The organism is Streptomyces sp. HUAS 31 (assembly GCF_028198125.1).
Classification (GTDB): domain Bacteria; phylum Actinomycetota; class Actinomycetes; order Streptomycetales; family Streptomycetaceae; genus Streptomyces; species Streptomyces chartreusis.
Map to the genome: position 1 here is coordinate 9,258,142 of NZ_CP116353.1, position 26,861 is coordinate 9,285,002.

The following is a 26,861-nucleotide window of genomic DNA, read 5'->3' on the forward strand; positions in this document are numbered from 1 at the left end:
CCTGGGTATCCGCTACCCGGGCGCATCCGAATCATGGGGCAGAGAAGCGTAGTAGCCACCAACGGCGGACAGGTACTCGGGATCGAGAGTCTCCCGATCCGTGCCGAATCGGGGAGCCGCCTTGGCCTCCGCCCGGGTGCAGCGCACGGTGATCACCCGGTTCTCCTCGGCGATGGTCGTGACCAGACCGGCCGGGATCAGCAGGCTCCTGCCGAACACCCAGGCGCCCGTGTCCACGATCAGATGCCGCAGGGGAGTGTCGTCGGCCTGGCGGTCCACATGGCCGATGGTCCCGTCACTCGCCTCGACGGAAAAGCCGGTGAGCTCATGTCCCTCCTGATGGCCGCTCTCGGGTGCGTACGACCAGATTCTGTCGGTGCTCACATCGCATCCTTCTCGGTGTCGTCGTTCTCTTCGCGGTGGCCCGCGCCGGTCAGGCGACGTTCGCCGGCTCTCTCGCCGCGGCGAGCATGTCGCGGGCTCGCGCCAGGGCCTGTCCCACTTCGCGGGTCCCGGTCGACACGCACAGCGTGTACGCAAGGTCCTGCACACGCAGCTCGCGCCGCCGCCCGGCGTCCGGCACCTCGCCCTTGTGGGCCATGAGCGCCTCGTACTCCTCGACGAGGCGGCGGAGTATCGCCGGATGGGGTGTCAGCACTGGTCATCCCTCCTGGGGGTGGTCGTCGCAGCCGGCACCGAGCACCTCGTCGCGCACCCGGGCGCAGCACCGGCTGATGAGCCGGGAGACGTGCATCTGGGAGATGCCGAGTTCGTCGGCTATGCGGCTCTGCGTCATGTCCTCGAAGAAGCGCAGGTACAGGATCGTCCGCTCGCGTTCGGGCAGGCGTCGCAGCCCTTCCTTCGCCGCCTCCCGGTCGACGACGACGTCGTACGCCCCGTCGCACCCGCCGATCGTGTCGGCGAGGCTGAAGCCGTCCTCGCTCGACGACATCTCGGCGTCCAGCGACAGGGTGCTGAAGCTGTCGAGCGCCTCGAGGCCGGTGTTGACCTCGTCCTCGGTGAGACCCGTGTGGGTGGCGATCTGGGCGACCGACGGGTTGGAACCGTCCGAGGTGGTGAGGTCGCGGCGCGCCACGCGGACCTTGTTGCGAAGGTCCTGGACGCGACGGGGCACCCGCAGGGCCCACATCCGGTCGCGGAAGTGCCGCTTGATCTCACCGGTGATGGTGGGCACGGCGTAGCTCTCGAAGGCCCCTCGGCCGGGCTCGTACCGGTCGATGGCCTTGACCAGACCGAGGGCCGCGACCTGGCGCAGGTCCTCCAGGGACTCGCCGCGGTTGCGGAAGCGGCCGGCGATGCGATGGGCCATGGGCAGCCAGGCCCTGGTCAGTTCGTCGCGTATCGCATCGCGCTCGGGCCCTTCGGGCAGGGCGGCGAGGCGGACGAAGTCGGATCCGGTGTCGGGGGCGTCGTTGTGGACGCGCCCGCCGGACACCCGGGAGCGGGTGGGGTTGTCGGAAGCGTGTGCGGAGGTCTCGACCAACATGAGGGAACAACTCCTGAAGCGGCGTTCTCAGGGGGTCTCTGCGGGAAACGGTGCACGGGGCACGAGGCCCTGGAGCGGTCTCGGCTGTGGCACCGATGCGCCTCCGGTCCGAAGCACGAAAACCCGCATGCCCCACGACCGAGGGCGCAAACAGGGTGCGGCGGATGACGACGCCGACCGGGGGCGGGAGGGGGCCGGCCTCCCATTTGGGAGGCTTTCGTGTACGACGTGTCCGAATCGGGTGCATCCGAGGGCGATTTCAGGCCAGAACCCACCCTGATTCCGTGATCCGCGCCACGGAACAGGAGTGAGCGGCGCGAGTCCGGGCACGCGGGCAACTGACAACAGGTTCCGGTTATTGGGGAGGGCGTCATGGCAGCCGTGACGGCGGTGCAGACAACGGCCACGGCACAGGAGGCGGTCACGACGGACGAGGCGGCGCTGCCGCTGATCGAGGATCCGTCGAAGGTGAGCCCCAAGGACGCACGGGAGTTGTCGCGTCAGTTCTTCGACCGGCTGGTCGGGCTCGAAGAGGGCACGCACGAGTTCCAGTACGTACGCAACACGTTGATCGAGATGAACCTGTCCCTGGTGCGGTACGCGGCATCCCGCTTCCGGGCTCGCGGGGACTCCATGGAGGACGTCGTCCAGGTCGGGACCATCGGGCTGATCAAGGCCATCGACCGCTTCGAGGTGTCCAGGGAGGTCGAGTTCACCACGTTCGCCGTCCCGTACATCGTCGGCGAGATCAAGCGGTTCTTCCGTGACACGAGCTGGGCGGTCCATGTGCCGCGCCGGCTGCAGGAGGCGCGCGCCGAGCTGGCCAAGGCGACCGAGGAACTCAGCTCGCGCCTGGGCCGTATGCCGACCACGCGTGAGCTGTCCGAGCTGATGTCGCTGTCGGAGGAAGAGGTCATCGAGGCCCGCAAGGCGTCCAACGGCTATCAGTCCGCCTCCCTCGACGCGGCGGTCACGGGCGACGCCGAGAACGGCGAGTCCGTTCTGGCCGACCTGCTCGGCGAGGAGGACCCCTCGCTGGAACTCGTGGAGGACTTCCACTCGTTGGCGCCCCTGATCGCCGGGCTGGACGACCGTGAGCGCCGGATCATCCACCTGCGCTTCGTCGAGGAACTCACCCAGGCGCAGATCGCCGAGCAGATCGGCGTCTCCCAGATGCACGTCTCGCGGCTCATCAGCCGCATCCTCAAGCAACTGCGCGCCGGACTGCTGGAGCCCGGGGTCGCCTGAGCGACACGGCGCACGCGCGACGCCGTCCGAGCTGGGCCGCGGCCGAATCGGCCGCGGCCCTCGCCGTTGTCACGCCCTGTCGGCATCGCCCGGGTGCCGGCACCGTGCCGCGAGGGGGATCACCGCGGTCACGCGTTTCCCGCCGGCGGGAAGGTCCGACACCAGCACGGTGCGGGACAGCCGGCACACGATGGGCCAGCCGCGGCCGCCGCACCGGTGCCTGCCCTGGCGGTCGACCGGGTCCAGGGCCACCGGGCGCCGTCGCTCGCGGTCGCTCACGGACAGATACAGGTTCTGGCCGACGACCTCGACGTCGAAGCCGGTGATGCCGCCGCCGTGCAGCATCGCGTTGGTCGTCAGTTCGGACGCCACCAGCAGCGCGTCCGAGAGGGTGTCGGGCGCGCAGTCGGCGCCCCGTGTGGGTGTCTGCTCGGACAGGGCCCGCCGTACGACTCCGCGTGCCTCGGCCGGTGAGGCCGGACTCCACGGCTCGTGCCGGCCACGGCCCGCGTACACCGGGCTCCTGGTGACACCGGTCCGGTAGTTCTCACTCATCCTTTCGCTCCCTGACAAAGGCGGGGAGGCGGAGAACCCGCCGGGCGTCCGTGGCGACCCCGACCAGGCCCGAGTCCCTTGTTTCCCCTCCCCATCGCGTGAGGCTTTCTTCCTATTCGCGTGACCGCTCTGCCGGTTGCCAAACCGCCTCGTCCGCCCCAGGGCGCGAAAAGCGGTCAGAAGCCGACGACGTACGGCTCGTTCGCATGTGCCCCGTGTGCTGGGGAGGTTCGGGGGTAGGCGGGCGAACGCAATCGACGGGCCGTCCCGCGAGGTTTCTCGTACCGACGAGGCATCGAATCCGGTCGCCGGGGCACCCGTCACCGTCGCCGAGCCTGTGGGAGGTACTTGTGTCCGTTGCCCAGAATCCCTTGTCGATCAAGGTGGAAGTGCCCCGTGAGGACGCCGTTCTGCTGACTGTCGAGGGCGACCTGGACATGGATACGGCGACCGAGTTGCAGCACCACCTGGCCAACCAGCTCCATCACGGCCGCAGGCATTTCCTGCTCGACATCGCCGGTGTCCCCTTCATGGACTCCTCCGGCATGAACATCGTCCTGCGGGCGTATCAGGAAGTGCGGGAGATCCCTGGAGGGGTGTACGTCATCTCCCCGACGCCCGCCGTCCGGCGGATCATGGATCTCACCGGTGTCAGCATCACGGTCCCGATCGTGGGGAGCCTCGAGGAGGCACTCGCCACCGCGGACGCCGGGCCGAGGGATCAGGAGCCGTAGGCCCGGCTGCCGGCCCGCCGCCCCGGGGAGCGAAGACAGCTTCCCGAAGAGGCAGTTCACCGATCGAGACCCGCGCTCGCATCCAAAACAGTTGCCGTTTGACAACTATGGCCATGAGGCAACAGAGTGAGCGAGTCAAGCGCGGGAGGGGTGTGAAACGTGCCGGTCAGCAACGAGTACGGCCCGCGTCGCCGGGCAGCGGTGCACACGCGGCACCGCCCCGGCGCCGAACCGGGGCATGTGACTGCCTCAGGCGCTCCGGGCGTCGGCGGCCTCGTCGCCTTCGTGGATCTCCGCGGACGCCGCGGCGCAGAACGCCTCCAGCCCCTCCAGCAGCGCCGTGCGCTTCGCGACGGGCATCTGCTCCAGCACCGACTGGAGCGCGGCCTCGCGCCGCGCGCGCAGCTCCGCCAAATAGGACCGTCCGCGCCGGCTCAGATGCAGCCGCAGCTCGCGGCGGCTGGAGGTGCTGGGCGCGCGCTCCACGAACCCCACCGCCTGAAGGCGGTCGCACAGCCGGCTGGTCGACGGCGGCGTGGAACCGAGCGCCTCGGCGAGCATGCGCAGGTTGATGCCGTCGCTGTGCTCCAGGATGAACAGCACGCGGATCTGGGAGGCGGACACCGGCGCCGTCGAGGCACGGCCCCACAGGACCTCCAGCAACTCGGCGGCCTCGGAGGTCACACGCGCCACCTCGTCCGGCCGCGGTTGCGAGTACGGGGAAGTCACGGCTCCACTCTTCCAGGCTTCGCGGGCACTGTCAGCCCACCGGTTCGGGCAATACGTACAGAACACTAGATACGGACAAGAAGGACCGACGGACGGCGTCCGCGAACTGCGGGTCGAACGCCGTCACTGTGACAAGAATGGCGTATCCAACATCGTGAACAGATTCGTGGCAGCCGAGCGGGCGCTTCGCTCCGCGGCCCCGCACCAACTGGTGGACGCGGTCCGCGAAGCCCTGTGCAACGACTATGCGGCGAAGTCCGTCCAGCTCCTCCTGGCCGACTACGGCCTGGCGACGCTCCAGCCGGTGCACCCGGCCGCGAGCGCGCCCCAGTCCGTGCCGGCGCACACCGGCCCGGCCGGACGGGCCTTCGGGTCCCAGGAACCCTTCGTCGAGAAGCTGACCGACGGCGAGGTGCGCCTGCATCTGCCGGTCACCGCACGCGGCGACCGGCTCGGCGTCCTGGCCGTCACGATGCCCTCCGCCGAGCAGGCCAGGGAGTGCCTGGACGAGCTCACCGACGTGGCCCAGGTGCTGGCGCACGAGGTGATCGTCGCCGACCGGGACACCGACCTCTACCTGCGGGCACGCCGCACCGACCGGCTCACCCTGGCCGCGGAGATGCAGTGGCAGCTGCTGCCCGGCAGGGCCTGCGCCCGCCCCGAGTACGCGCTGGGTGCCCAACTGGAACCCGCCTATTCGATCCACGGCGACAACTTCGACTGGTCGGCGTCCGCCGACCGCCTGATGCTCTACGTCACCAACGGCATGGGCGAGGGCATCGAGGCCGCCCTGCTGACCAACCTGGGCATCAACGCCCTGCGCAACGCCCGCCGCGCGGGCCTGTCCATCGCGGACCAGGCCGCCCTCGCCGACCAGGCCGTCTACGCCCAGTACCGCGGGGACGCCTACCTCTCCGTGCTCCTGCTCGACCTCGAACTGAGCACCGGCCGACTCCAGGTCGTCGACGCCGGCTCCCCGCAGATGCTGCGGCTTCGCGGCCGCGGCGTCGGCGCCCTCGACATCGAGGCACAGCTCCCGCTGGGCATGTTCGAGGAGACGGACTACGTCGCCCACGAACTGTCGATCGAGCCCGGCGACCGGCTCCTGTTCGCCAGCGACGGGGTGTACGACGTCATCGCGCCCGGCGGCGAACGGTACGGCGAGCGCGCGCTGGCCCGAGCCATCGTGTCGACCAGCCTGCTGCCCGCGGCCGAGGTCCCGCGTGCCGTCCTGAGGGAACTGTCGGGTCACCGCGGCACGCCCGTCGCCGACGACGACGCGCTCGTCGTCTGCCTCGACTGGTTCGGGCCGCGGCAGCCGTCCTGAGCGAACCACCCGGCGCTCCCCGCACGGTCGGGGCGGCGCGCACCACGAAGAAGGAGGGAAGCAAGTGCCGGAGCAGCAGACGGCAGAAGGCCGGATCGGCCCGGCGGAGGAGGTGGGGGACTTCCTGCGGCTGCGCCGCGAGCAGATCGCCCAGCGCTGGGCCGACGCGGCGGTGTTCCGCACGGTGTTCACGGTCTCCCGGGACGAGGCCGTGGAAGCAGGCCGGGCCGTGGTCGAGGCGCTGGCCGCGGTGGCCTCCTCGGGGCGAGTGGAGGACTCGGAGGCCGACGGGTTCACCGTCGTCCGCGAGCAGCTTGCGCGCACCGCCCACTCCCGGGCCCGCGCCGGCGCGACCATCGGACAGGTCTCGGCCGAGATGGACGAGTTGCGCCTGCCCGTCACCGACCTGCTGCTCGAGGAGCTCAGCGGCAAGCCCGCCGAGCACCGGAGGGAGTGCGCCACGACGCTGGCCGTGCTGATGGGCACCCTGCGCCTGGTCATGCTGGAGACGACCACGATCTCCGGGCAGGAACTCATCAACCGCCAGCGGCTGGAAATGCTCGAGATCGCCACCCCCGTGATCAAGCTGTGGGAAGGTATCGTCGCCGTGCCGCTGATCGGCACGCTCGACAGTGCCCGCAGCCAAGTGGTGATGGAGACGCTCTTGGACGCCGTGGTCGAGCAGCACGCCCGCTTCGCCATTCTGGACATCACCGGAGTGCCGACCGTCGACTCGCTGGTGGCCCAGCACCTGATGAAGACCGTCGCCGCGGCCCGGCTGATGGGGGCGGAGTGCATAGTCTCCGGGATCCGGCCGGCCATCGCGCAGACCATCGTCCACCTCGGCATCGACCTGAGCTCGGTGCTCACCCGCGCCAGTCTCGCCGACGCCCTCGCCTACGCCCTCCAGCAGCAGGGCGCGCACATCGTGGCGAACCCCGCCGCGGCGGAGCCCCGGTGACGGGCGCCGCCACCTACCCGTCCGAGGCCCATGTGCCCGTGCTGCGGCTGGGCAAGGTCCTGCTGGTCACCCTCCAGGGCGACCTGTACGACAGCACGGCCGAGCAGCTCCGCCAGGACATCGGCAGGACGGTGTCCGACAGCGCGGTCACCGGCGTGGTCATCGACCTCTCCGGCGTCGAGATCGTCGACTCCTTCATGGGCCGTGTGCTCAGCGACGTCGCGGCCATGACCCGGCTGCTGGCCGCGCAGACCGTGGTGGCGGGGATGCGCCCGGCCGTGGCCATCACCCTGGTTGAACTCGGCCTGACCCTGCCGGGACTGCGCACCGCCCTGAACACCGAGGAAGCCCTGCGCCTGCTCGGCGCCGAGGTCTCGGCCCTGCCTCGCGACGGGCGCGCACGCCGGGAGAGCCCGTGACCCACAGCACCGGCAGCGTCTCCGCCCGCCTGCCGATCCACTCGGACCTCGACCTGGTCCGGGTGCGCCAGCATGTGCGGCAGATGACGGCCCGACTCGGGTTCGGTCTGGTGGAACAGACCAAACTCGTCACGGCGGCCAGCGAGTTGGCACGCAACGCCCTCGTGCACGGCGGCGGGGGCCGCATGGAGTGCACGGAGGTCACCAGCGGCGGGCTACGGGGACTGCGGCTCGTCTTCAGCGACGAGGGCCCCGGCATCGCCGATCTGGACCAGGCCCTGTCGGACGGCTACACCTCCGGCGAGGGGCTGGGGATGGGCCTGGGCGGCTCCCGCCGGCTGGTCCACGAGTTCTCCGTCGACAGCCGGCGCGGCGCCGGGACCACCGTGACCGTGACGTCCTGGATCTCCGGGCCGCCGCACCCGCGCGAGGCGCCCTGATGCCGCGCGTCTGGGAGGTACCCGTGCACGACTCGACCCGGGTGCGCGACGCCCGCGTGGCGGCCCGGGAGGCGGCCCGCCACGCCGGGCTCGCCGACGACCGGGTCGCCACGGCCGAGCTCGTGGCCACCGAACTCGCCACCAACCTGCTCAAGCACGCCGGTGGCGGACGGGTGCTCCTGGACCTCGTGGGCCCGTCCGTGCCGGCCCACGGCGACGAGCGGTTCCTCCTGGTGCAGATCATGGCCATCGACCACGGCCCCGGCATGCCCGACACCGCCGCGGCCCTGCGCGACGGATACTCGACCGCGGCCTCCCTCGGCGCCGGTCTCGGCACCTGCCTGCGCATCGCGGACGACTTCGGCCTGCACAGCACGCCGGGGCGGGGCACCACCGTGATGGCCAGGATCGCCCCCCAACGCGACCGTGACACCGCCGACCCGCACTCCGAGCCGCCTCCGGTACGGGCCGGCGGAGTCAACATGCCGCTCGCTGGAGGGGAGTTCTCCGGCGACGCGTGGGCCTGCGTCCGCACGGCCGACCACGTGACGCTCCTGCTGGCCGACGGCCTCGGCCACGGCCCCCAGGCGGCCCGCGCCTCCTCCGCCGCGGTGGCGGTACTGAGGTCCGTACCCCATCTGCCGCCGGCCGACCTGCTGCGGCGCATGCACACCGTCCTGCGCGACACCAGGGGCGCGGCCGTGGCCCTGGCCCAACTCGACGTCGCCGCCGCAAAGCTGGACTTCGCCGGAGTGGGCAACGTCGGGGCCCGGCTGCGCGACGGCGACCACTGGCAGGGGCTGGTCTCGTTCCCCGGCATCGTCGGCGCCCACCTCCCCGCGCGCCTGCCCCAGCACCAGGAGCGCTGGACGCACGACAGCCTCCTCGTCCTGCACAGCGACGGCCTGCCGAGCCGCTGGCGTCCGGGCCCGGCCGTCGAGACCCCGTCCTCCCTCGACCCCGCAGTGATCGCCGCCTCGATCGTGCGGGACGCCAGCAGCCCAGCCCGGCCGGTACGTGACGACACCGCCGTCGCCGTGCTCGGCCCACGCCCACCGGACCGCCCCTCATGACCCGCACCTGGAAAGTCCGCACCGTCACCGACGCCGCGCAGGTCCGGATAGCCACGGCTCGGCTGGCCGCCGCGTGCGGGGTGACCACGGTCGAGCGCACACGCCTGGTGACCGCGCTGACCGCACAGCTTCGACAGCGCCTCACCAAGGGAGGCGAGTGGAAGGTCGGCGCCGGAGTGTCCCTGTCGCCCCGCGGGGGCGAGCTCCACATCGAGGTGACCCCGGCGAAGCGCCGCCCGGACGACCGGCAGCCTCCATGGCGCGCCAGTGTCCCCTGCGCCGAGGACGCGGACGTATCGGGGACCGACCCCGCCGACGACGACCCGACCGCCCTGGCCGAGGCCCTGTTCGGCGCCGACGAGGACGCCGCCCTGCTGCTGGACCGCCTCGACGAGCAGGAGTCGCTCGTCGCCTTCCACCGCGAGGAACTCCACCAGACCAACCAGGGCGTCCTCGCGCTCCACGCCGAACTTGACGCCGCAGGCCGGGCCCAGCGCGAACTCTTCGACGCCGAGCAGAAGGCACGCCAGGAGGCGGAGAACGCCCGCGGCCGGCTGACCTTCCTGGCCGACGCCAGCGCCGCCCTCACCGCCTCCCTGAACCACGAGGCCATCGTGCGGCTGCTCCCCGCCCTTCTCGTTCCGCGCTACGCGCGCACCGTGGACGTCTGGCTCTTCGACGACGTCGACGACGCACTCCGCGGCGGCCCCCGCCCCGCCGCCGCCGTCCTCGCCGCCCGCCGCGGCCGCCCGCAGTACGCCGCCGGCCACCCCGGCAACCTCCCCGGCGTCGACGACCAGCCGGCCTCCGCCCTCGACTCCGGGCGGCCCCTGCTCTGCATCCCCCTGCTCACCCGCCGGGCACCCCAGGGCGTCCTCACGCTGTCGCCGCCCGACCAGCGCTGGGACGCCGACGACGCCGTCATGCTCATCGAACTCACCCGACGCGCCAGCATCGCCCTGGAGCACGCCCGCCGCTTCGAGCACAACCGGGACATCGCCGAGACCCTGCAACGCGCCCTGCTCACCGAGTTGCCCACGACCGGCGGCCTGACCCTGGCCGCGCGCTACCTCCCGGCCACCCGGGGCCTGAACATCGGCGGTGACTGGTACGACGCCATCCACCAGCCCGACGGCAGCCTCATCACCGTCGTCGGAGACGTCACCGGGCACGGGCTGCACGCCGCGGTGATGATGAGCCAACTGCGCACCGCGCTGCGGGCCTACGCCGTCGACGGCAGCAGCCCCGGGCGGCTCCTGACCCGCCTGCACGAGTTCCTGCACCGCCTGCGCCTCGACCTGTACGCCACCGCGGTCATCGCCCGCATCCACCCGGACGGGGACACGCTCACCTGGGCCGCCGCCGGCCATCCGCCACCGGTGCTGCGCGACCCCGACGGCCGGGTGCACACGCTCGACGACAAACCCGGCGCCATGCTCGGCATCCCGCTGGAACAGGAGATCGGCGACCACACCGTGGCCCTCCCGCCCGGTTCGACACTCGCGCTCTACACCGACGGCCTGGTGGAACGGCGCGCCCAGGGGATCGACCCCGGCATCCAGCGCCTCGCCGAAGCGCTCGGCGGCTTCGGCGCGGCCGAGCTCGACGACGACCTGGAGTCGTCGGCCGACCGGCTGCTGAACCCGCTGCTGAGCGACTCCGAACACGACGACGACGTATGCCTGTTGCTGTGCCATGTGCACGGCCGCCCGCCGCGGCAGCGGGCGCGTCAGTCCTGAGCGGAGCCCTCACCGTCCGCCTCGTGCACGGCACGCAGCACCTGTTCGAGCCGCAGACGCCGGTCGGGCGGAACGGAGTCCAGGGCGTCGGCCAGGTACACGGACAGCCGCTCCGTCACGTCCGCGAGGAGTCTGCGTCCCTGGTCCGTGACCTCCAGGCGCACCTCCCGCCGGTCACCGGGGCGGACGTGCCGCCGCATCAGCCCCGCCGCTTCGAGCCGGTCGCACAGCCGGCTGGCGGTCGGCAGCCCGATGCCCAGGTGCTCGGCCAGGGCGGTGACATTGAGGGTGGGCCGGCGGGCGATGGCCTCCAAGGCGCGTATCTGCCGCGGCGGAAGGCGCGGACGTACGTCGTCCACGGCTGAGAACCACAGCGCCACCAGGTTCTTCACCGCCTCGGCGAGCTGCCGGCCGGCGATGTGGGAGGGGCTGTCGGGTTCCTGTTCGCGGCACATGGTCCGTCATCCTTCGAAGACCGCGGTCGTCACCGGCCTGGGCTGCATCAGTGCAGGGGCCTACCCGAAGCGGCGGAGACTACACAACAACATCGGTACAGGGTGTCCACCGGGGGCCGTGTACTGCACGAAAATCCCGGAGTTTCAGCGGGCGGCGGCACGCGGATCCACGTGGATCTTGGGTCCGGAGCCGGCGCCGACCTGCCGCCCACCCGCAAGGACCGCGCCGACCTCGCCCAGGCTCACGGTCGCCGCGACGAGCGGCCTCGGATCGACCGCTCCGGACGCGTACGCCCTGATCGTGGCGTCCAGACCCGGCGAGCCGGACAGGACGCCCACCGCCGTCACGTCCTTCAGTACCAGCGTGCGGGTGTCGATCCGGCTCGGTTCGGCGGCCAGCCCGATGTACACGAGCCGGCCGCCCGGCTCGACCAACTCCAGCGCTCTGTCCGGCAGATGGGCGGCGGTCGAGGCGTCCACGACCGCGTCGAAGGGCAGGTCCGGGAGCGAGTGCTCGTCCCAGACGTGCTCGAAGCCCAGGGCATGCGCGAAAGCGGGGGAGTGGCCGGCACGGTCCAGCAGATGCACTTCCGCGCCCTCCGCCCGCAGGAACAGCGCGACGAGCAGACCGATCGTCCCGGGCCCCAGCACGAGGACACGGTCCCCAGCACGGGCCGCCGTCGCGCGCGCGGCACGCAGCGCGTTGCCGCCCGGCTCCACGAGCGCGCCGAGCACGGCGTCGACCGAGTCGGGAAGGGCGTGCAACGAGGACGCCGGTACCGCGAGTCGCTCCGCCAGGGCGCCGTCCCGCGCACCGCGGATCCCGACCTCCTGGCGCTTCTCGCACACATGCCGGCGGCCCCGGAGACACCGGCGGCAACCGCCGCAGCCGAGCATCGTGTCACCCATGACCCGTCGGCCGACCCACCCCGGCTCCACCCCCTCACCGACCGACGCCACCCGCCCCGCCCACTCGTGCCCCGGCCGCATCGGGTAGGCGGAGTGCCCCTGGTGGAGGTAGGCCATGGCCCCGGTGAAGAACTCGACATCGGTGCCACACACCCCGACCCGCTCTACGTCGACCACGACTTCCCCGGGCGCCGCCACCGGCACCGGGACGTCCCGCACCTCGTACGCGCCCGGGGCGGTGAGGACGAACGCGCGCATGAGGTCCACCAAGGTGCGCTCCAGAGTGATCGGTTGCGGAGGTCGGAAGCTGTTCGCGTCAGGTGTACGGCTCGCCGAGCGGGCCCAGCAGAGCGCGGATCTCGTCGAGCGTGTCGACCAGGGCCGCGAGCGGGGTCCGGTACGCCAGCGCGCTGACGCTCACCGCCCCGGAAGGGACCGAGGGCGAGGTCGGATACACGGGCAGGGCAAGGCAGTTGACGCCGGTCTCGTTCTCCTGGTCATCGAGGCCGTAGCCCCTCTCGCGGGTGAGCACCAGCTCCCTGTGCAGGGCGGCGGCCGTACCGGACGATCGAGCCGTACGACGTTCCAGCGGCCGGTCGCCGATCCACGCCGCCACCTCGTCCTCGCCGCCCAGCCGCCCGGCGAGCAGCAGCTTTCCGACGGCGGTGGTGTGGGCGGGATTGCGCCCGCCGATCGTGGACGTGAGCCGCACGGCGCCGGTGGGCGGGTCGACCTTGGCGCGGTAGACGATCTCGCGGCCGTCCAGCACCGCGTAGTGCGCGGTCTCCCCGAACCGGTGCGCCAGCGCTTCGAGCACCGGTTGCAGTCGCGCCTGCTCCGGACGGGCCTCGTGATGCGCGAAGGCCATCCGCAGGAACTCGTCACCCAGCACGTACCGGCCGCGGGCACCCTGGTCGGCCAGCCCGGCCCGGCGCAGCGCACCGAGCGCCCGGTGGACCGTCGGCTTGGGACTCGCGACGACCCGGGTCAGCTCCTCCAGCCCCACCCCTTCGGGATACCGTGCGAGCTGCTTCAGCACCGCGAGCACCCGGTCCGAACCCACAAGACGGTTGCCGTCGGCGGCAGTTGATCCGTCCTCGCCGAGGGCTGTCGATCCGTCGTACGTCTGCGTATGCTCCATGGCGTTCCAGACTGTAGACCTCCGTACCGACTGCCGGAAGAGGTCCTATCGTGAACCTGCGTAGCGCACACTGGTACGAGGGCCAGGACCGCAATGCCTACATCCACCGGGCATGGATGCGCAGAGGTGTCCCGGGCGACGCCTTCGCCGGCCGGCCGCAGATCGCGATCGCCAACACGGCCTCCGACCTGACCCCTTGCAACGCCCATCTCGACGAGGTCGCGGCCTCGGTGCGCAACGGTGTGTACGAGGCCGGCGGCATCCCGCTGGACCTGCCGGTGGTGTCGCTGGGCGAGACGAACGTACGGCCCACCGCCATGCTCTGGCGCAACATGGCGGCCATGGCCACGGAGGAGATGCTGCGGGCCAACCCCATCGACGGCGTGGTCCTGTTGGGCGGCTGCGACAAGACGATCCCTTCGCTGCTCATGGCCGCCGCCTCGGTGGATCTGCCCGCGGTGGTCGTGCCCGGCGGGCCGATGCTGACGGGGACGTTCCACGGCCGGCCGCTGGGCTGCGGCACCGATGTGTGGCGGCTGTCGGAGGAGGTGCGGGCCGGCACGCTGTCGCAGGAGCAGTTCACCCGCTCCGAGTCGGCGATGATCCGCAGCCGCGGCCACTGCAACACCATGGGAACCGCCTCCACCATGGCCCTGGTCGCCGAGGCGCTGGGCACGGTCGTCCCCGGCGTGGCCGGAACTCCCGCGCCCGACAGCCGCCTGTTGGAGGCCGCACACCATTCCGGCCGGCTGGCCGTGGACATGGTCGCCGCCGACCGGCGGCCTGGCACCTTCCTGACCAAGGCGTCCTTCCACAACGCGATCGTCGCCCTCGCGGCCGTCGGCGGCTCGACCAACGCGGTCGTGCACCTCCTCGCCGTCGCGGGCCGTCTGGGCGTCGACCTCTCCCTCGACGACTTCGACCGCATCGGCTCCCACGTCCCGGTCCTGGTCGACCTCCAGCCCGCCGGGCGCTTCCTCATGGAGGACTTCCATCGCGCCGGGGGCCTGCTCGCCGTCCTGCGCGAGGTCCGTGACCTGCTCGACCCCGACGCCCTCACGGTCACCGGCAAGCCGCTCGTGGACGCGCTCGACGACGCCTCGATCTGGGACGGCGAGGTCATCCGCACCCGCGCCGAGCCCCTGGTCGCCGAGGGCGGCATAGCCGTGCTGCGCGGCAACCTCGCGCCCGACGGCGCCGTCATCAAACCCGCGGCCGCCTCCCCGCACCTGCTGCGGCATCGCGGCCGGGCCGTCGTCTTCGACTCCATCGAGGACTTCCACGCCCGCGTCGACGACCCCGGACTCCACGTCGACGCCGACTCCGTCCTCGTCCTGCGCGGCTGCGGTCCCAAGGGCTACCCGGGGATGCCCGAGGTGTCGAACATGCCGCTGCCGAAGAAGCTCCTCGAACAGGGCGTGCGCGACATGGTGCGGGTCTGCGACGGCCGGATGAGCGGCACGGCGTACGGCACGGTCGTCCTGCACGTCGCCCCTGAGGCCGCGGCGGGCGGCCCCCTCGCCCTGGTGCGGACCGGCGACTTCATCATCCTCGACGTCGAGTCCCGCCGTATCGACATCGACGTACCCGCCGAGGAGCTCGCCCGCAGAAGCCCGAGCGAACCCACGGTCAAGGCCTACGCCAACCCGCGGCGCGGCTGGGAACGCCTCTACATCGACCACGTCCTCCAGGCCGACACCGGCGCCGACCTGGACTTCCTAGTGGGCTCCAGCGGTTCGGAGGTGACCCGGGAGTCGCACTGAGCGGTGCCGCCGCGCACCGGTCCCGCATCGGCGTACAACCCTGAAGCCGGGTGACTGGTCTCTACCACCGTACGAACCAATCAGACCGTTCGGTACAACTCGGTTCAACGGGGGAACACATGAGCCAGTCCAGCAAGCACCGGCGCAACCGCACCGCCCGCACCGCCACGGCCGCCGTCACGCTCCTCATGGCGGGTGCGCTCGGGGCCGCGGGGGCCGGAACGTCCAACGCCGGAACGTCCAACAGCGGTACGACCAGCGTCGGTTCGTCCGGTGCCGCCGCCAAGGCCGCACCGCAGACCCGGCAGATCGCCTCGTCCGTCCTCGGCGGCGACTACAAGATCACACTCACCGCCCTGCGCTCGCCCGAGGACGAACTCGCCGCCTCCGTGCGGCTCCAGGTCTTCACCCAGAGCGGTGGTGCCTGGAAGGAGTCCGACCGCGTCACCGTCGGCGACGTCGACGGCTGGTTCTGGTACCCGCTCACCGGCAAGGGCGCCGTCTGCGACTTCGCGACCGCGAGCACCGAGCCCGCCCCGCTGACGGTGAGCCTGCTGGTCACGCCTTCCATCGGCTGCTCCGACCCGGTCCACTACCTGGTGAAGGAAGGCCGGGTCTACGCCGACTGACGGCGCGGCGCCGGTTCAGCCGCGGGTGACCGCGGTGCGCGCCGACTCGTCGACGTGGAGGGTGAAGACGTCGGGGCGGGCGTAGTGGCCGGTCGGATCGAAGTCGAAGCGCGCGCGGGTGAGGTCGTCCAGGTCCAGTTCGGCCGTCAGGATGCCCTCCCCGTCGCGCAGCGGGCCGGCGAGTACCTCGCCCAGCGGGGAGACGATGACGGACCCGCCACCGATGAGCACGGTGTCGGGTTCGTCGCCCTGGACGGGGTGGAGGTCGGCGGGGAGGGCGTCGCGGCGCAGGTACTGGTTGGCGCTCAGGACGAAGCAGCGGCCCTCCAGGGCGATGTGCCGCATCGTGGCCTGCCAGGCGTCACGGTCGTCCACGGTCGGCGCGCACCACAGGTCGATGCCCTTGGCGTACATCGCCGTACGGAACAACGGCATGTAGTTCTCCCAGCAGATGGCCGCGCCCAGCCGGGCGACGCCGGTGTCGACGACCGGGAGGGTGGAGCCGTCGCCCTGGCCCCACAGGTAGCGTTCGGCGGCCGTCGGCATGAGCTTGCGGTGCAGGCCCAGATAGCCGTCGGGGCCGAAGAAGAGGGCCACGCAGTAGAGGGTGCCGCCCTGCCGCTCGACCGCGCCGACGACGGCGTGGCAGCCCAGTTCCCGGGTGAGCGCGGCCAGGGTGCCGACCTCGGGGCCCGGGACGTCGATGGCGGCGTCGTGGTAACGGCGGAACAGTTCGCGGCCGGCCGGCGTACGGCGGCCCACGCTGATGTCGAAGTCGAGGCCCTTGGGGTAGCCGCCGAGGAACGCCTCGGGCAGCACGACCACGTCCGCCCCGCGGTCGGTGGCGGCCTCCCGGAGGAGCTCCTCGGCGCGGCTCAGTGCGGCCTTCGTGTCGAACAGCGGGGCTGCCGCCTGGACGACGGCGGCGGTCACGGTGGAGCGGGACGTGCCGGCCGCGCCGGTGAAGGGGCTCGTTGAGGTCATGCCGTCGACCCTAGGAAGCCGATCGATCATCCAGCAAGCAGAACGCGGCATCCCGCCGGGGCGTGTCAGAGACTGGCGAGCAGGTCGTCCAGCGGGGCGGGTACGCGGTCGGCGTCGAGGGCCTCGACGAGGACACGACCGTAATGGATCTTGCGGCCCTTCTTCGTGCCGAGGAAGCGCCGCAGCTGCTGCTGTGCGGGGCGTCCCTGCTGCGCGGGCTGGTTCAGGAAGGTCCGCAGAGCGCGCAGTTCGCCCTGCGCCCGCACGAGTTCCTGCACCCGGCCCACGCCCAGCGCGCGGATGAGCTCGTCCTCCAGGTCCGCCGCGCAGACGAAGAAGCTCGGCCGGCCGGCGTCGGCGTCCGCCAGGCCACGGGTGTAGAAGCTGCTCTCCCGCTCGTCGCACAACCCGGTCAGACGCAGGCCCAGGCCGGACGGGCCGAGGAGACGGGCGTAGCGCCCGATACTCATGGCTCCGCCCATCGCCAGGACGCAGATTCCCTCGGCCTCCAGGTCGCGGCCGCGTCGCTCGGCGAGCGCGTTGACCGCCGCGACGTCACTCGGCCCTTCGAGCAGGACGACCGCCCGCACGGGCAGCCTCGTGGCCAGCTCAGCCGCGGGCCCTTCGGAACCACCGGCCGCCCACGCCGTGACGGCATCCCGGAACGCCCCCATGTCGTCCATCAGGGCCCGGCCAGGTCGGGGTTGGCTTCTCCGGGCTGTCCTGACCTCGACTTGGTGTACGGATCTGCCGTGTTCACCTGTCCATCCTCCACTGTGCTGGAACTGTTGTGTAGTCATTTACTGACAGTGACCAGGACGGTTCGCCGGTTCTCCGGCGGTGTGTACGAGCTAATGATCACCGGAGTCACCAGGGAGCCCGCGGCATGACCGGCACCACGGAAGCACTTGGCGGGTCGGCTGCAGTCGACGACGCGGCACGCAATGTCACGCGCCCGTTCTACCTCTACGCCGTGCTCGCCAACGCGCTGTTCCAGCGTGGCGTATTCGTCCTCTTCCTTCAGCAGCGAGGCTTCTCCGCCGGGCAAGTGGCCCTGCTGCAGACACTGCTCTACCTGGTCAGCGGACTTGCGGAGTTGCCGACGGGTGTCATCGCCGACCGGATCGGCAGGCGTGCCAGCATCGTGATCGGCCAGGTGCTGATAGCCGGATGCCTGCTCGGTCAGGTGTCGTCCTCCAACTACTGGGTGTTCCTGACGCTGTTCATCGCGCAGGGCGTGGGCATGGCATGTGTGTCCGGTTCGGACACCGCTCTGCTGTACGACCATCTCGTGCGTCGTGGTGCGACGGCCGGCTACGTCAAGATCAAGTCCCGGTTCACCATGCTCGGGACGGTCACCTCGGGAGCTGCCATCGTCCTCGGTGGCCAACTGCAGCGGATCTCCTGGGGAGTGGTCTACCTCGGATCGGCGTCGTGCCTCGTCCTGGCCGTGGTGGTGCTGATGTCACGGGTGCCCGAGATCCGTGGTGCGGACGCGGTGGACGAGAAGGACGGGGCCGAGAAGGGGCACATCGACGCCACAGCGTGGCGGGCGATGCTTCGGGTCGCCACGCCGGCGCTCGTGACGCTTGTCGTGGTGTCCGGATTGATGCACGCGACTTTGACGCCGTACATCATTTTCACGCAGAAGACCCTCTCCGATCAGGGAGCGGGCACCGCATTGGTCAGCGTGGTCATATCGGCGGGATTCTTCGCCGGCGGGCTCACTCCGCTGCTGTCGGACCGTGCGGACCGGCGCATCGGGTATCGGGTCATGGTCCCGGTGTCTCTCCTGACGCTCGCCGCGGCACTCGGCCTGAGCGGCCTGGGCCTTGTCCGGGTCACCGTCACCGCGTTCCTGGTCCTGGTCGGGATTCCCGAGATCACCGCGGTGCTCGTGGACAACGTGCTCAACGAGGCAGTGCCGTCGCGCCATCGGGCGAGCCTGCTGTCGATGATCGCATTCGTGGAGTCGGCGCTCATCGGCACCGGCTATCTCGTCCTCGGCACGCTCATGGACGGGCTGGGCTCCGGGGTCGGCATGGCCACCTACGCCGCGGTCCCCCTGCTGGCGTGTCTCCTGTGGCTCCCGGTGCTCTTCCGAGGGGCACGGGTGACCACCGAGACCGAGAAGCTCGCCGACCAAAAGCCATCCTGAAAGAGACCGTCATGAGCAACGCCCTACCCGCGCGTCCTGAAGCGGGCCTGCCACAGGTCGCGCAGGAGGGCGATCTCCGCCATGTGGTGGATGAATTCGAGGTTCGCCCCCCACAGCACGTCGTGGTACGGCTCGCCTGCGTCGGAGCCGTACGGGTACTGGGAGAAGCCGACGGTGTCGAGCTGCTCGTCGGTCACGGTGCCGACGCCGGCGCGCCAGCGGTCGATCGCCGCCCAGAACCGCTCCTGCGCCAGGGTGGCGTCGGGAGTGAAGTCGACCAGCTCCTTCGGATCGCGCCTGCGTTCGCCGAAGGTCCACTCCCATTCGCCGGCGAAGCAGTAATGCAGGTGGGCAAGCCGCCATGCGATCGTCGTCACCGGTGTCACCTCGGGCTCCGGCGGGCCCGAGTGGTGGAGGATCTCCTCGACCTGCTCGACGCCGACGCTCCAGTCCTCCGCGATCTTGGCCACGGACACGCCGTCGGCGGCCTGGCGGGCGACCTCCGCGTACTCGCCCGCCGGGATGTACGGTGCGCCCTGGTCGAGCACCCAGTCGCCCGGCCCGAACGCCCTGGGCGTCACCGCCTCCTCGCGGCGCCGGATCGACCAGCAGTCGGGTACCGGTTCCCACAGGTGCTCTTCGTCGCCGAGCCCCGTCAGCCGCACCTGTGCCCGCTCCCTGGCGCAGTCGAACTGCTCCAGCAGCAGGCCAAGACGGTCGCTCCGCACGCGCTCGGTCCCCATGCCCGGCTCCCTTCGCGGTCACCCACGTCGCTCCGCTCAGCCGGAGGCTAGCGGTCAACTCCCGCCGCGCACCACGGAGTTTGGGTCCGCAGCGCGCCAGGGGCGGTCCGCAGGCACGTGGTGCCGCCTGCGAACCGCCCCGGCTGCCGTCGAACCCGGAACTCCGGTCCGTCGAACCCGGAAACCCGGTCAGTGTCTCCGTTCACTCAATTCAGGGGATCCAGCGTCAGATACGCCTGCTGCGGGTTGCCGTCGTGGACGAGCGACTCGTGGTTGCCGACGTCGTCGAAGGCGAACGCGTAGGCCTTGCCGTCCTGCATCTGTGCGTGGATGAGACGTGCGTAGTGGTTGGTCACCCCGTCCTTGTAGAAGTTCGCCGCGGACGTGTCGGGTTGGTTGGGGTTCGACAGCAGGGTCGAGCGGTTCAGGCCCGCGCACAGCGTGCGGGAGATCGGGCCGCGGACCAGGTCGTTGGGAGCGTCGAGCAGCTTGTGGCAGCCGAAGATGCTGTCCGCGTCGGGCTTCTGGAAACTCGTGACGACCGCGCCGGAGCTGTTGGTGAAGTTCATGACGTTGCCCGAGACCCGGCCGAAGTACTTGGTGTTCGGCTGGTCGGTGAACGGCGTGACGGTCAGCGTCGTCGTGGCGTATTTCTGCCAGACCCGGTTGACGTAGTCGTTCATCACGGACGCGGGCAGTGCGCCGGTCTCCAGTCCGTGACCGGGGGACAGGGCCCGCAGCACGGTGCCGTCGGAGCGCGTCTGGATCAGGCCGGCCCACCCGCCCGACTGGGAGCGCAGCCCGTTGAGGACCGCGTTGTAGCCGCCGGACTTGAGATGGCCGGTGTTCACGGTGCTGCCGTCCGCCCGCTGCACCCCGACCGCGTACGGCGCGGAGAACATGTCGACCTGGGTGCTGTTGAGCCACAGCCCGGCGTCGTTGAGCGTGTACTCGGACCAGTTGAACAGGATGTCGCGGTTGGGGTCGCTCGGGTTCTGCACGGCCGGCTGCACCAGACCGCCGGTGGTGAGGCGGAAGTCCAGCTTGCGGCCGTAGGAGAAGTAGATCCGCCCCGAGAACTTCGGAATCCGGATCGTCTTCGACTGGCCGGCCGCCGGACCCTGAATCGACGCGTCCGGCGCGGGGGTCGGCGGATTGCCGCCGGCCGGCCAGGCGTGGAAGGTGCCGCCCGCGTCGGCCCAGCCCTGCCGGCCGGTCGAGAGCTGGGTGCCGAGGTTGTAGACGTAGACCGGCTCATTGCGGCCGGAACTGTTCGTGATCTTCAGTGGAATGGTGTCGGGCACGGCCGCCTGAGCGGGTACCGGCGCGGCGAGCCCGATCACCCCGCCCAGCAGAGCGGATGCCGCGGCCATGGCCACAAAGGGCTTCTTGAGTCTCCGTAACACTCTCGACCTCCGTGTCAGTGGGGGGACGGAGCTTGGCTGGTGCTGTTCTTGTGCGGGTTCTTGAGAGCGCTCTCAGAGTCCCGCCGAGTCAAGGACATGTCAATGAAGTGGGAGCGGTTGGGTGAAGTTTCTACGGTGTCGGACCGGGACAAAGCGGACCGGGCGCGAGACTCTTCCCCCATGGCGAACTCACCCTCCGGCGAGACCACGTACCGCTTCGACGATCTGACGGCCCTCTACATCAACTGCACCCTCAAGCCGTCCCCGCAGCGCAGCCACACCCAAGGTCTGATCGACAGGAGTGCGGCGATCATGATGGAGCGCGGGGTCACCACCTCCGAGATCCGGGCCGTCGACCACGACATCGCCCCTGGCGTGTATCCGGACATGACCGAGCACGGCTTCGCGACCGACGACTGGCCCGCGCTGTACGAGCAGGTGATGGCGGCGGACATCCTGGTGCTCGCCGGCCCGATCTGGCTCGGCGACAACAGCTCCGTCACCAAGGGGGTCGTCGAGCGGCTCTACGCCTGCTCGTCCCTGCTCAACTCCCAGGGACAGTACGCCTACTACGGCCGGGTCGGCGGCTGTCTGATCACCGGCAACGAGGACGGTGTGAAGCACTGCGCGATGAACCTGCTCTACAGCCTCCAGCACCTCGGCTACACGATCCCGCCCCAGGCGGACGCCGGCTGGATCGGCGTCGCAGGCCCCGGCCCGTCGTATCTCGACCCGGGATCGGGCGGCCCCGAGAACGACTTCACCAACCGCAACACCTCCTTCATGACCTGGAACCTCATGCACATCGCCGCCCTGCTGAAACGCTCCGGAGGCATCCCCGCCCACGGCAACCAGCGCTCGCAGTGGGACGCCGGCTGCCGTTCGGGCGCGGAGAACCCCGAGCACCGCTGAGCCCCGTCACGCCGTCCGGTCCTCCTCGTCCGGCGCCACCAGCGACTGGGTGAGCGGGATCCGCGACAGTGCGAGGACCCCGGCGGCGATCAGTGCGACGCCGAAGAGCTGGGGGAGCAGCCACCAGCCGGAGCGGACCTGCTCCTCGTACAGGGTGATGCCGAGGGCGAGGCTCACCAGCGCGTCGCCGAGGGTGAGCGCCGGCTGTGAGGCGACCAGCGGTCCGGCCTGCATCGCGTGTTCCAGCAACAACAGCGCGCATACGCCGGTCGCGGCGAATCCGTACGTCTGCCAGGCGGAGAAGAAGGCCACCAGCCCTTGTTCGTCGAGGATGTGCGTGGACGCCTTCATCAGTGCCGCGGTCACCGCGTAGCTGATCGCTGTCGCGGCACCCAGGAAGGCTGCCCGGGCACGTCCCTCCGGGCGTCGGAAGGCGGCCAGGGCGAGTGTGGCGACGACTCCGGCGCACACCGCGAGCGCGGGGATCCAGCGGTCCAGTGCCACATGGGTGCGATTGCCCGTGGGGGAGGCGGCGGCGAGCGCCACCCCGAGGCCGCCCACCACCACCGCCACGGCCAGCCAGCCGTTGCGCGCCAGATGACGGCGCATCAGCAGCGAGGCCACGATCAGTGTGAGCGGCAGTTCCAGCACGAACAGCGGCTGCACGATCGTCAGCGGGCCGGTCACCAGCGCCAGTGCCTGGCAGACGGCTGCGGCGATCACCGCGAGGATCCCGGCCAGCCAGACGGGCTGCCGCAGCAGATCGAGAATCAGCCCGGCCCGGAACCCCTGGGACTGCGGCACGGAGAGCGCCGCCTTGCGCTGCAACACCGTCGCGACGGCGTTGCTCGACGCGGCGCAGAGCGCGAACACGACGGAGAGCGTGATGTTCAGCGTGGCCACCCTTGGGATCGGCGGACATGTGACACCGGCCGAGCATGCCGTGAACGCCGCTCGAAGCCCGGCTTATTGACGCGATGTCACTCCAGTGGTTCAGTGGCTCAGTCACTGAACCACTACCGAGGCCGGGAGCCGGGATGGAAGCACTGCCGCGCGAGACGACCGTCGATGTCCTGGAGAAGCGGCTGCGCGAGGACATTCTCGCCGGGCGTCACCCGGCCGGGAGCATGCTGCCACCCGAGCGTGAACTGGCCGACCGGTTCGGGGTCAACCGCACCACCCTGAAGCATGCCTTCGGCCGGCTGGTGCACTCCGGTCTGCTGGAGACACGGCACGGGGTGGGTACCCGAGTACGGGACTTCCTGCGGCTCGGCGGCGCGGATCTGCTGCCTATGCTGGTGCGGCACAGCCCCGACTGGATCGGTGAGATCTTCGAAGTGCGGCGCAGCATCGGCGCGTTGATCGCGGAGCGCGCCGCAGCCCGCGCCACGGCCGCCCAGATCGCCGAACTGCGGGCACTGATGACGGCCGTCGGGGACTCGGAAGGCGGCGAGGAGGTACAGCTCGCGGACGCCGAGGTGCACCGGGCGCTCGCCCGCGCCACGGGCAACCGGGTCTACGTCCTGCTGACCAACACCCTGTTCAACGCCTACCTGCCCGTACGTGCCGCACTCGTCGAGCCCTTCCGCGAAGCCGGCGCCGCACACGACCGGCTGGCCCCGGTGGTCGAGGCCGTGGCCGCGGGCGACGAGGAGGCGGCACGGGTCGCCGCGGGCGCCTACCTGGCGGCGACTGAACGCATCATGCTCGAAGGACTGGCGGCCTCCCGCGAACGCCGGGACGGTGCCCGGTGACCTCCCGTGGAACGGTGTTCCAGGAGACGATGCTGGGCCGCGCCCGGCTGAGCGACGAGGAGCACGAGCGCGCCGTACGACTGGACCTCGTCGTCCGCGCCGACGCCGTGATGCTGCCGCACCGCACGACGCTGGCGCGTGTGACCGGGCGGGTGCGGATCGCCGGGCGGGCGGACGACGCCGACGCCGTGGGGGAGATGGAGATCTCGCCCCTGGCCCGCCGCAGGATCCGCTACCGCGTCTCCTTCACCCTGGAGGGCCGACGCCTGGTGCTGGACGGCTGGAAGTCCGTCACGCCCGCACGGCCGCTGGCTTCGCTGACCGTGCTGCCGTACACCCTCTACGAGGACGGTGAACGCGTGGGCGAGGGCACCCTGCGCTTCCCCGTCACCACCGGCCTGCTGCCCTTCCTCGGCAGCTTCCGCTTCCCGCGCGCGACCGACGCGGCCGCCGATCGGTACCTGGCGCCGCGCTGGGACGGGAAACCGGGGCGCACGGAGGTCTGGTACACCACCCTCACCGACCCCGCGACCGGCAGCGGAGTCTGGCTGCACCACGAAGTCGTCGCCCCCACCGACGGCTCCGCCGCCTACGCGCACGGCTGGGTCGCCGTCTTCCCCAAGGACGGCCCCGCCGAACACGCGCGCTTCGGCCCCGTACCGTGGACGGACCAGGCAGAGGGCTACGCCGCCGAAGGCATCCATGCCCGTCCCGGCCGACTCTCCGGTTCCGCGGGCTCGTTCACCTGGTCGCTCACCGAGACACCGCGTGGCGAGCCCGTCCACACCTTCCCCCGCTGGTCCTGGCGCCGCCCCTGGCTGCCGGCCAGCCACATGCTGCCCGCCGCGCGTTGCCGCTACGACGGTACCGTCCGGTACGGCGACAACGAACTGCGGCTGGACGACGCCGTCGGCGCGAGCGCCCGCATCTACGGCCACGGCAACGCCCGGCGCTGGGCCTGGCTCCACGCCGACCTCGGCGGCGGCGACGTCCTGGAGATCGTGGCCGCGGTGTCCATGCGACCCGGCCTCGACAAGCTGCCGCCCCTGGTGTTCCTGCGCCTGCTGCACAACGGCCGTACCTGGCCGCGCCGAGCGGAGCGAACCGCCGTCGGCTGGGCGGGATTCGGCCGGTTCCGCTCGGACATCGACCTGCCCGAGTGGCGGGTGTCCGGCCGAGTGGGCCGGCGCCGCATCAGGGTCACGGTGACCCAGCCGCCCGAGCGGACCCTGGCACTCGACTACGCCGACCCCGACGGCTCGCCCGCGGTGTGCCGTAACAGTGAGACCGCCGACGCGGTGGTCGGCCTGGAGCGCTGGTGGGGCAGATGGCGGCAGGAGGCCACATGGCGGCTCTCCGGCACGGCCCACGCGGAGGTCGGCGACCGATGAGCCCCTCAACCTCCCCCGGCCTCACGGCACTTGCCGAAGCACTGCTCGCGGACGACGGCACCGCCGAGTGGACCCGGGCCGTGCCCCGGCGGGTCGAGACGCTGCTGGAAGCCATGCCGGCCCACACCCGCACCGCGATACGCGGCGCGACCACGGCCATCAACGCCTACGCCATGGCCCGCACCGGCCGCCGGCTTCCCGCGCTCGGCGCCGCGGAACGGGAGCACGTCATGGCATCGCTCGCCTCCCACCGGGCGCTGCTGCCGCTCCTGGACGCGGTGAAGGTGCCCGTCCTGCTGGCCGCCGGCACCGCACGCCTCGCACACGACAGCCCCGCACCCACCGGATCCGCCCCCGACGATCCGCCGCTCGACTGCACCCACTCCGGTGACTGGCCGACCCGTTCCACCGCCGACGCCGTCATCGTCGGCTCCGGCGCGGGCGGCGCGATGGCCGCCAGGACACTGGCCCGCACGGGCATGCGCGTCGTCGTGCTGGAAGAGGGCGAACACCACACCACCGCGTCCTTCGCGCGCAGGGCTCCGCTCGACCGCTTCACCGACCTCTACCGGGACGGCGGTGCCACGATCGCCCTCGGCAATCCACCGCTGGTCATGCCCGTCGGCCGCGCGGTCGGCGGCACCACCGTCGTCAACTCCGGCACCTGCTACCGCACTCCGGACCATGTCGTCACCCGCTGGCTCGACGACCACGGATTCGAAGTCGCCGACGGTTTCGGTGCCCACCTCGACGAGGCCGAACGCACCCTGCGCGTGGCACGCCAGCCACTGGACGTCCTCGGCAACAACGGACGCCTCGCGCTGGCCGGCGCCAAGGAACTCGGCTGGGCCGCCGCGCCCCTGCGCCGCAACGCCCCCGGCTGCCGCGGCTCCTGCCAGTGCGTCGTCGGGTGCCCCACCGGCGCCAAGCAGAGCGTCCAGCTGTCCGTGCTCCCCGATGCCTGCGCGGCCGGCGCCGCGATCGTGACGGGCGCCCGCGTCCTGCGGATCCTCACCGACCGCGACCGGCCGGGCGGTGCGCGGGCCGCCGGAGTCGTCGTGAGCCGCCCCGACGGCAGCCGACTCGAGATCCTCAGCCCGCTGGTCGTGGTCGCCGCCGGCGCACTGCAGGCCCCGCAACTCCTGCGCCGCTCGGGCCTCGGCGGACACCCCGGCATCGGCCGGAACCTCAGCGTCCACCCCGCCATCAGCGTCGCCGGCCGCTTCAACAGCCCGGTCACCGGCTGGCAGGGGGTCCTGCAGAGCGTAGGAGTGGAGGAACTGCACGCCGACGGCATCCTGATCGAAGCCACCGCCGCGCCCCCGGGCATGAGCTCGTTCGTCCTGCCGGGCGTCGGACGCGAACTGCGCCGCGAGATCGACGGGACGGAACAACTGGCCACACTCGGCGCGATGATCGCCGACCGACCCTCCGGCCGCGTGCTCGGCCGCGACCGCACCCTGCTCCGCTACGACCTCGCGCCCCACGACGCCGGGCGCCTGCTGCGCGCCCAACGAGCCATGGGCCGCCTGCTGTTCGCGGCGGGGGCGGAGGAGGTGCTGACGGGCGTCCCGCACGCTCCGCGCGCCCGCACCATGGACGAACTGGACTCGCTGCTCGAAACGGTGACGGTACGTCAGCTGCATGTGTCCGCGTTCCATCCCACGGGCTCGGTCGCCGCCGGGACGGACCCCGAGCGGTCACCGGCCGACGCGGAGGGACGTCTGCGGGGCGTGCACGGCGTACTGATTGCCGACGGATCCGTACTGCCGAGCTGCCCCGAGGTGAATCCGCAGCTCAGCATCATGGCGGCGGCCTTGGGCGTGGCCAGGCGTTTCGCGGGGGACGCGTGAGGGAGGGTGCCGGACCGTCTCCCGGCCCGTC

Annotated in this window: 28 protein-coding genes; 15 read left to right on the plus strand and 13 right to left on the minus strand. The window is 71.3% G+C overall.

Annotated features, from left to right (window positions below; genetic code table 11):
• Positions 1 to 12: 12 nt before the first annotated feature.
• The 3 genes from PGH47_RS40275 to PGH47_RS40285 are packed head-to-tail and all read right to left on the minus strand — an operon-like array spanning position 13 to position 1,507.
• A complete protein-coding gene (locus tag PGH47_RS40275; RefSeq protein ID WP_271667594.1) occupies positions 13 to 384 on the minus strand; it encodes a PRC-barrel domain containing protein in 372 nt (123 codons plus the stop codon).
• A gap of 49 nt (positions 385 to 433) precedes the next feature.
• Positions 434 to 658, minus strand: a complete 225-nt coding sequence (locus tag PGH47_RS40280; RefSeq protein WP_271667595.1) for a DUF5133 domain-containing protein — start codon at positions 656 to 658, stop codon at positions 434 to 436.
• Positions 659 to 661: 3 nt separating this feature from the next.
• Complete coding sequence (locus PGH47_RS40285; RefSeq protein WP_271667596.1) at positions 662 to 1,507, minus strand: SigB/SigF/SigG family RNA polymerase sigma factor; 846 nt, start codon at positions 1,505 to 1,507, stop codon at positions 662 to 664.
• A 372-nt stretch (positions 1,508 to 1,879) separates the two neighbouring features.
• On the opposite strand from PGH47_RS40285, the gene PGH47_RS40290 reads away from it, so the two are divergent.
• Positions 1,880 to 2,755, plus strand: a complete 876-nt coding sequence (locus tag PGH47_RS40290) for an RNA polymerase sigma factor SigF (protein WP_271667597.1) — start codon at positions 1,880 to 1,882, stop codon at positions 2,753 to 2,755.
• A 69-nt stretch (positions 2,756 to 2,824) separates the two neighbouring features.
• Here the strand turns inward: PGH47_RS40290 and PGH47_RS40295 are convergent, their stop codons facing one another.
• Complete coding sequence (locus PGH47_RS40295) at positions 2,825 to 3,310, minus strand: ATP-binding protein (RefSeq protein WP_271667598.1); 486 nt, start codon at positions 3,308 to 3,310, stop codon at positions 2,825 to 2,827.
• Between the two features lie 350 nt (positions 3,311 to 3,660).
• On the opposite strand from PGH47_RS40295, the gene PGH47_RS40300 reads away from it, so the two are divergent.
• Positions 3,661 to 4,044: an STAS domain-containing protein gene (locus tag PGH47_RS40300; RefSeq protein ID WP_271667599.1), complete on the plus strand. Its 384-nt coding sequence runs from the start codon at positions 3,661 to 3,663 to the stop codon at positions 4,042 to 4,044.
• Positions 4,045 to 4,293: 249 nt separating this feature from the next.
• Here PGH47_RS40300 and PGH47_RS40305 read toward each other — a convergent pair whose 3' ends face one another.
• Entirely contained in the window at positions 4,294 to 4,728 is a 435-nt protein-coding gene (locus tag PGH47_RS40305; RefSeq protein WP_125525084.1) for a MarR family transcriptional regulator, read from the minus strand.
• A gap of 199 nt (positions 4,729 to 4,927) precedes the next feature.
• Between PGH47_RS40305 and PGH47_RS40310 the strand changes: the two genes are divergently transcribed.
• From PGH47_RS40310 to PGH47_RS40335, 6 genes are all read left to right on the plus strand, one after another.
• Positions 4,928 to 6,100 (plus strand): PP2C family protein-serine/threonine phosphatase, encoded by a 1,173-nt coding sequence (locus PGH47_RS40310; RefSeq protein ID WP_271667600.1) that lies wholly within the window; start codon positions 4,928 to 4,930, stop codon positions 6,098 to 6,100.
• Between the two features lie 64 nt (positions 6,101 to 6,164).
• Positions 6,165 to 7,061, plus strand: a complete 897-nt coding sequence (locus tag PGH47_RS40315) for an STAS domain-containing protein (RefSeq protein WP_271667601.1) — start codon at positions 6,165 to 6,167, stop codon at positions 7,059 to 7,061.
• A complete protein-coding gene (locus PGH47_RS40320) occupies positions 7,058 to 7,480 on the plus strand; it encodes an STAS domain-containing protein (RefSeq protein ID WP_271667602.1) in 423 nt (140 codons plus the stop codon). Before PGH47_RS40315 ends, PGH47_RS40320 begins: the two co-directional genes overlap by 4 nt.
• A complete protein-coding gene (locus PGH47_RS40325; RefSeq protein ID WP_271667603.1) occupies positions 7,477 to 7,920 on the plus strand; it encodes an anti-sigma regulatory factor in 444 nt (147 codons plus the stop codon). Before PGH47_RS40320 ends, PGH47_RS40325 begins: the two co-directional genes overlap by 4 nt.
• Positions 7,920 to 8,993, plus strand: a complete 1,074-nt coding sequence (locus PGH47_RS40330) for an ATP-binding SpoIIE family protein phosphatase (RefSeq protein WP_271667604.1) — start codon at positions 7,920 to 7,922, stop codon at positions 8,991 to 8,993. Before PGH47_RS40325 ends, PGH47_RS40330 begins: the two co-directional genes overlap by 1 nt.
• Positions 8,990 to 10,732 carry a PP2C family protein-serine/threonine phosphatase gene (locus tag PGH47_RS40335; RefSeq protein WP_271667605.1) on the plus strand — a complete coding sequence of 581 codons (1,743 nt, stop codon included), beginning with the start codon at positions 8,990 to 8,992 and terminating at the stop codon, positions 10,730 to 10,732. Before PGH47_RS40330 ends, PGH47_RS40335 begins: the two co-directional genes overlap by 4 nt.
• On the opposite strand, the gene PGH47_RS40340 is transcribed toward PGH47_RS40335, so the two are convergent.
• The 3 genes from PGH47_RS40340 to PGH47_RS40350 all read right to left on the minus strand — a co-directional run bounded on the left by PGH47_RS40340 (position 10,723) and on the right by PGH47_RS40350 (position 13,237).
• Positions 10,723 to 11,187 carry a MarR family winged helix-turn-helix transcriptional regulator gene (locus PGH47_RS40340; protein ID WP_271667606.1) on the minus strand — a complete coding sequence of 155 codons (465 nt, stop codon included), beginning with the start codon at positions 11,185 to 11,187 and terminating at the stop codon, positions 10,723 to 10,725. The genes PGH47_RS40335 and PGH47_RS40340 overlap by 10 nt on opposite strands.
• A 144-nt stretch (positions 11,188 to 11,331) precedes the next feature.
• Positions 11,332 to 12,354, minus strand: a complete 1,023-nt coding sequence (locus PGH47_RS40345; RefSeq protein WP_271667607.1) for a zinc-dependent alcohol dehydrogenase — start codon at positions 12,352 to 12,354, stop codon at positions 11,332 to 11,334.
• A 58-nt stretch (positions 12,355 to 12,412) separates the two neighbouring features.
• Positions 12,413 to 13,237: an IclR family transcriptional regulator gene (locus tag PGH47_RS40350; RefSeq protein ID WP_271667608.1), complete on the minus strand. Its 825-nt coding sequence runs from the start codon at positions 13,235 to 13,237 to the stop codon at positions 12,413 to 12,415.
• A gap of 50 nt (positions 13,238 to 13,287) precedes the next feature.
• Here PGH47_RS40350 and PGH47_RS40355 point away from each other — a divergent pair, with 50 nt between their 5' ends.
• On the plus strand, positions 13,288 to 15,000 hold the full coding sequence (locus tag PGH47_RS40355; protein ID WP_271667609.1) for an IlvD/Edd family dehydratase: 1,713 nt from the start codon (positions 13,288 to 13,290) through the stop codon (positions 14,998 to 15,000).
• Positions 15,001 to 15,119: 119 nt separating this feature from the next.
• A complete protein-coding gene (locus PGH47_RS40360) occupies positions 15,120 to 15,629 on the plus strand; it encodes a hypothetical protein (protein WP_271667610.1) in 510 nt (169 codons plus the stop codon).
• Positions 15,630 to 15,644: 15 nt separating this feature from the next.
• On the opposite strand, the gene PGH47_RS40365 is transcribed toward PGH47_RS40360, so the two are convergent.
• Both PGH47_RS40365 and PGH47_RS40370 read right to left on the minus strand, forming a co-directional pair.
• A complete protein-coding gene (locus PGH47_RS40365; RefSeq protein WP_271667611.1) occupies positions 15,645 to 16,613 on the minus strand; it encodes a nitrilase-related carbon-nitrogen hydrolase in 969 nt (322 codons plus the stop codon).
• Between the two features lie 65 nt (positions 16,614 to 16,678).
• Positions 16,679 to 17,296 (minus strand): ATP-dependent endonuclease, encoded by a 618-nt coding sequence (locus PGH47_RS40370; RefSeq protein ID WP_271667612.1) that lies wholly within the window; start codon positions 17,294 to 17,296, stop codon positions 16,679 to 16,681.
• A gap of 203 nt (positions 17,297 to 17,499) precedes the next feature.
• Between PGH47_RS40370 and PGH47_RS40375 the strand changes: the two genes are divergently transcribed.
• On the plus strand, positions 17,500 to 18,771 hold the full coding sequence (locus PGH47_RS40375) for an MFS transporter (protein WP_271667613.1): 1,272 nt from the start codon (positions 17,500 to 17,502) through the stop codon (positions 18,769 to 18,771).
• 23 nt (positions 18,772 to 18,794) lie between these two features.
• On the opposite strand, the gene PGH47_RS40380 is transcribed toward PGH47_RS40375, so the two are convergent.
• Both PGH47_RS40380 and PGH47_RS40385 read right to left on the minus strand, forming a co-directional pair.
• Positions 18,795 to 19,514 (minus strand): DinB family protein, encoded by a 720-nt coding sequence (locus PGH47_RS40380; RefSeq protein WP_271667614.1) that lies wholly within the window; start codon positions 19,512 to 19,514, stop codon positions 18,795 to 18,797.
• Positions 19,515 to 19,720: 206 nt separating this feature from the next.
• Complete coding sequence (locus PGH47_RS40385; protein ID WP_271667615.1) at positions 19,721 to 20,887, minus strand: glycoside hydrolase family 64 protein; 1,167 nt, start codon at positions 20,885 to 20,887, stop codon at positions 19,721 to 19,723.
• 213 nt (positions 20,888 to 21,100) lie between these two features.
• Here PGH47_RS40385 and PGH47_RS40390 point away from each other — a divergent pair, with 213 nt between their 5' ends.
• Positions 21,101 to 21,832: a flavodoxin family protein gene (locus tag PGH47_RS40390; protein ID WP_271667616.1), complete on the plus strand. Its 732-nt coding sequence runs from the start codon at positions 21,101 to 21,103 to the stop codon at positions 21,830 to 21,832.
• A gap of 6 nt (positions 21,833 to 21,838) precedes the next feature.
• Here the strand turns inward: PGH47_RS40390 and PGH47_RS40395 are convergent, their stop codons facing one another.
• The gene (locus PGH47_RS40395) at positions 21,839 to 22,726 is read right to left on the minus strand and encodes a DMT family transporter (protein ID WP_271668269.1); all 888 of its coding nucleotides are present in this window, start codon (positions 22,724 to 22,726) and stop codon (positions 21,839 to 21,841) included.
• 143 nt (positions 22,727 to 22,869) lie between these two features.
• Here PGH47_RS40395 and PGH47_RS40400 point away from each other — a divergent pair, with 143 nt between their 5' ends.
• The 3 genes from PGH47_RS40400 to PGH47_RS40410 are packed head-to-tail and all read left to right on the plus strand — an operon-like array spanning position 22,870 to position 26,830.
• Positions 22,870 to 23,586, plus strand: coding sequence for a FadR/GntR family transcriptional regulator (locus PGH47_RS40400; RefSeq protein WP_271667617.1), 717 nt, complete (start codon positions 22,870 to 22,872; stop codon positions 23,584 to 23,586).
• Positions 23,583 to 24,977 carry a hypothetical protein gene (locus PGH47_RS40405; RefSeq protein WP_271667618.1) on the plus strand — a complete coding sequence of 465 codons (1,395 nt, stop codon included), beginning with the start codon at positions 23,583 to 23,585 and terminating at the stop codon, positions 24,975 to 24,977. The genes PGH47_RS40400 and PGH47_RS40405 overlap by 4 nt, the downstream gene beginning before the upstream one ends.
• Positions 24,974 to 26,830, plus strand: a complete 1,857-nt coding sequence (locus PGH47_RS40410; protein ID WP_271667619.1) for a GMC family oxidoreductase — start codon at positions 24,974 to 24,976, stop codon at positions 26,828 to 26,830. The genes PGH47_RS40405 and PGH47_RS40410 overlap by 4 nt, the downstream gene beginning before the upstream one ends.
• Positions 26,831 to 26,861 lie beyond the last annotated feature (31 nt).

Excerpts from the sequence above, each read along its gene's own strand:
- PGH47_RS40285 (WP_271667596.1), bottom strand. The coding sequence starts at position 1,507 with ATGTTGGTCGAGACCTCCGCACACGCTTCCGACAACCCCACCCGCTCC.
- PGH47_RS40290 (WP_271667597.1), top strand. The coding sequence starts at position 1,880 with ATGGCAGCCGTGACGGCGGTGCAGACAACGGCCACGGCACAGGAGGCG.
- PGH47_RS40295 (WP_271667598.1), bottom strand. The coding sequence starts at position 3,310 with ATGAGTGAGAACTACCGGACCGGTGTCACCAGGAGCCCGGTGTACGCG.
- PGH47_RS40330 (WP_271667604.1), top strand. The coding sequence starts at position 7,920 with ATGCCGCGCGTCTGGGAGGTACCCGTGCACGACTCGACCCGGGTGCGC.
- PGH47_RS40335 (WP_271667605.1), top strand. The coding sequence starts at position 8,990 with ATGACCCGCACCTGGAAAGTCCGCACCGTCACCGACGCCGCGCAGGTC.
- PGH47_RS40340 (WP_271667606.1), bottom strand. The coding sequence starts at position 11,187 with ATGTGCCGCGAACAGGAACCCGACAGCCCCTCCCACATCGCCGGCCGG.
- PGH47_RS40345 (WP_271667607.1), bottom strand. The coding sequence starts at position 12,354 with ATGCGCGCGTTCGTCCTCACCGCCCCGGGCGCGTACGAGGTGCGGGAC.
- PGH47_RS40350 (WP_271667608.1), bottom strand. The coding sequence starts at position 13,237 with ATGGAGCATACGCAGACGTACGACGGATCGACAGCCCTCGGCGAGGAC.
- PGH47_RS40360 (WP_271667610.1), top strand. The coding sequence starts at position 15,120 with ATGAGCCAGTCCAGCAAGCACCGGCGCAACCGCACCGCCCGCACCGCC.
- PGH47_RS40365 (WP_271667611.1), bottom strand. The coding sequence starts at position 16,613 with ATGACCTCAACGAGCCCCTTCACCGGCGCGGCCGGCACGTCCCGCTCC.
- PGH47_RS40370 (WP_271667612.1), bottom strand. The coding sequence starts at position 17,296 with ATGGACGACATGGGGGCGTTCCGGGATGCCGTCACGGCGTGGGCGGCC.
- PGH47_RS40375 (WP_271667613.1), top strand. The coding sequence starts at position 17,500 with ATGACCGGCACCACGGAAGCACTTGGCGGGTCGGCTGCAGTCGACGAC.
- PGH47_RS40380 (WP_271667614.1), bottom strand. The coding sequence starts at position 19,514 with ATGGGGACCGAGCGCGTGCGGAGCGACCGTCTTGGCCTGCTGCTGGAG.
- PGH47_RS40385 (WP_271667615.1), bottom strand. The coding sequence starts at position 20,887 with ATGGCCGCGGCATCCGCTCTGCTGGGCGGGGTGATCGGGCTCGCCGCG.
- PGH47_RS40390 (WP_271667616.1), top strand. The coding sequence starts at position 21,101 with ATGGCGAACTCACCCTCCGGCGAGACCACGTACCGCTTCGACGATCTG.
- PGH47_RS40400 (WP_271667617.1), top strand. The coding sequence starts at position 22,870 with ATGGAAGCACTGCCGCGCGAGACGACCGTCGATGTCCTGGAGAAGCGG.
- PGH47_RS40410 (WP_271667619.1), top strand. The coding sequence starts at position 24,974 with ATGAGCCCCTCAACCTCCCCCGGCCTCACGGCACTTGCCGAAGCACTG.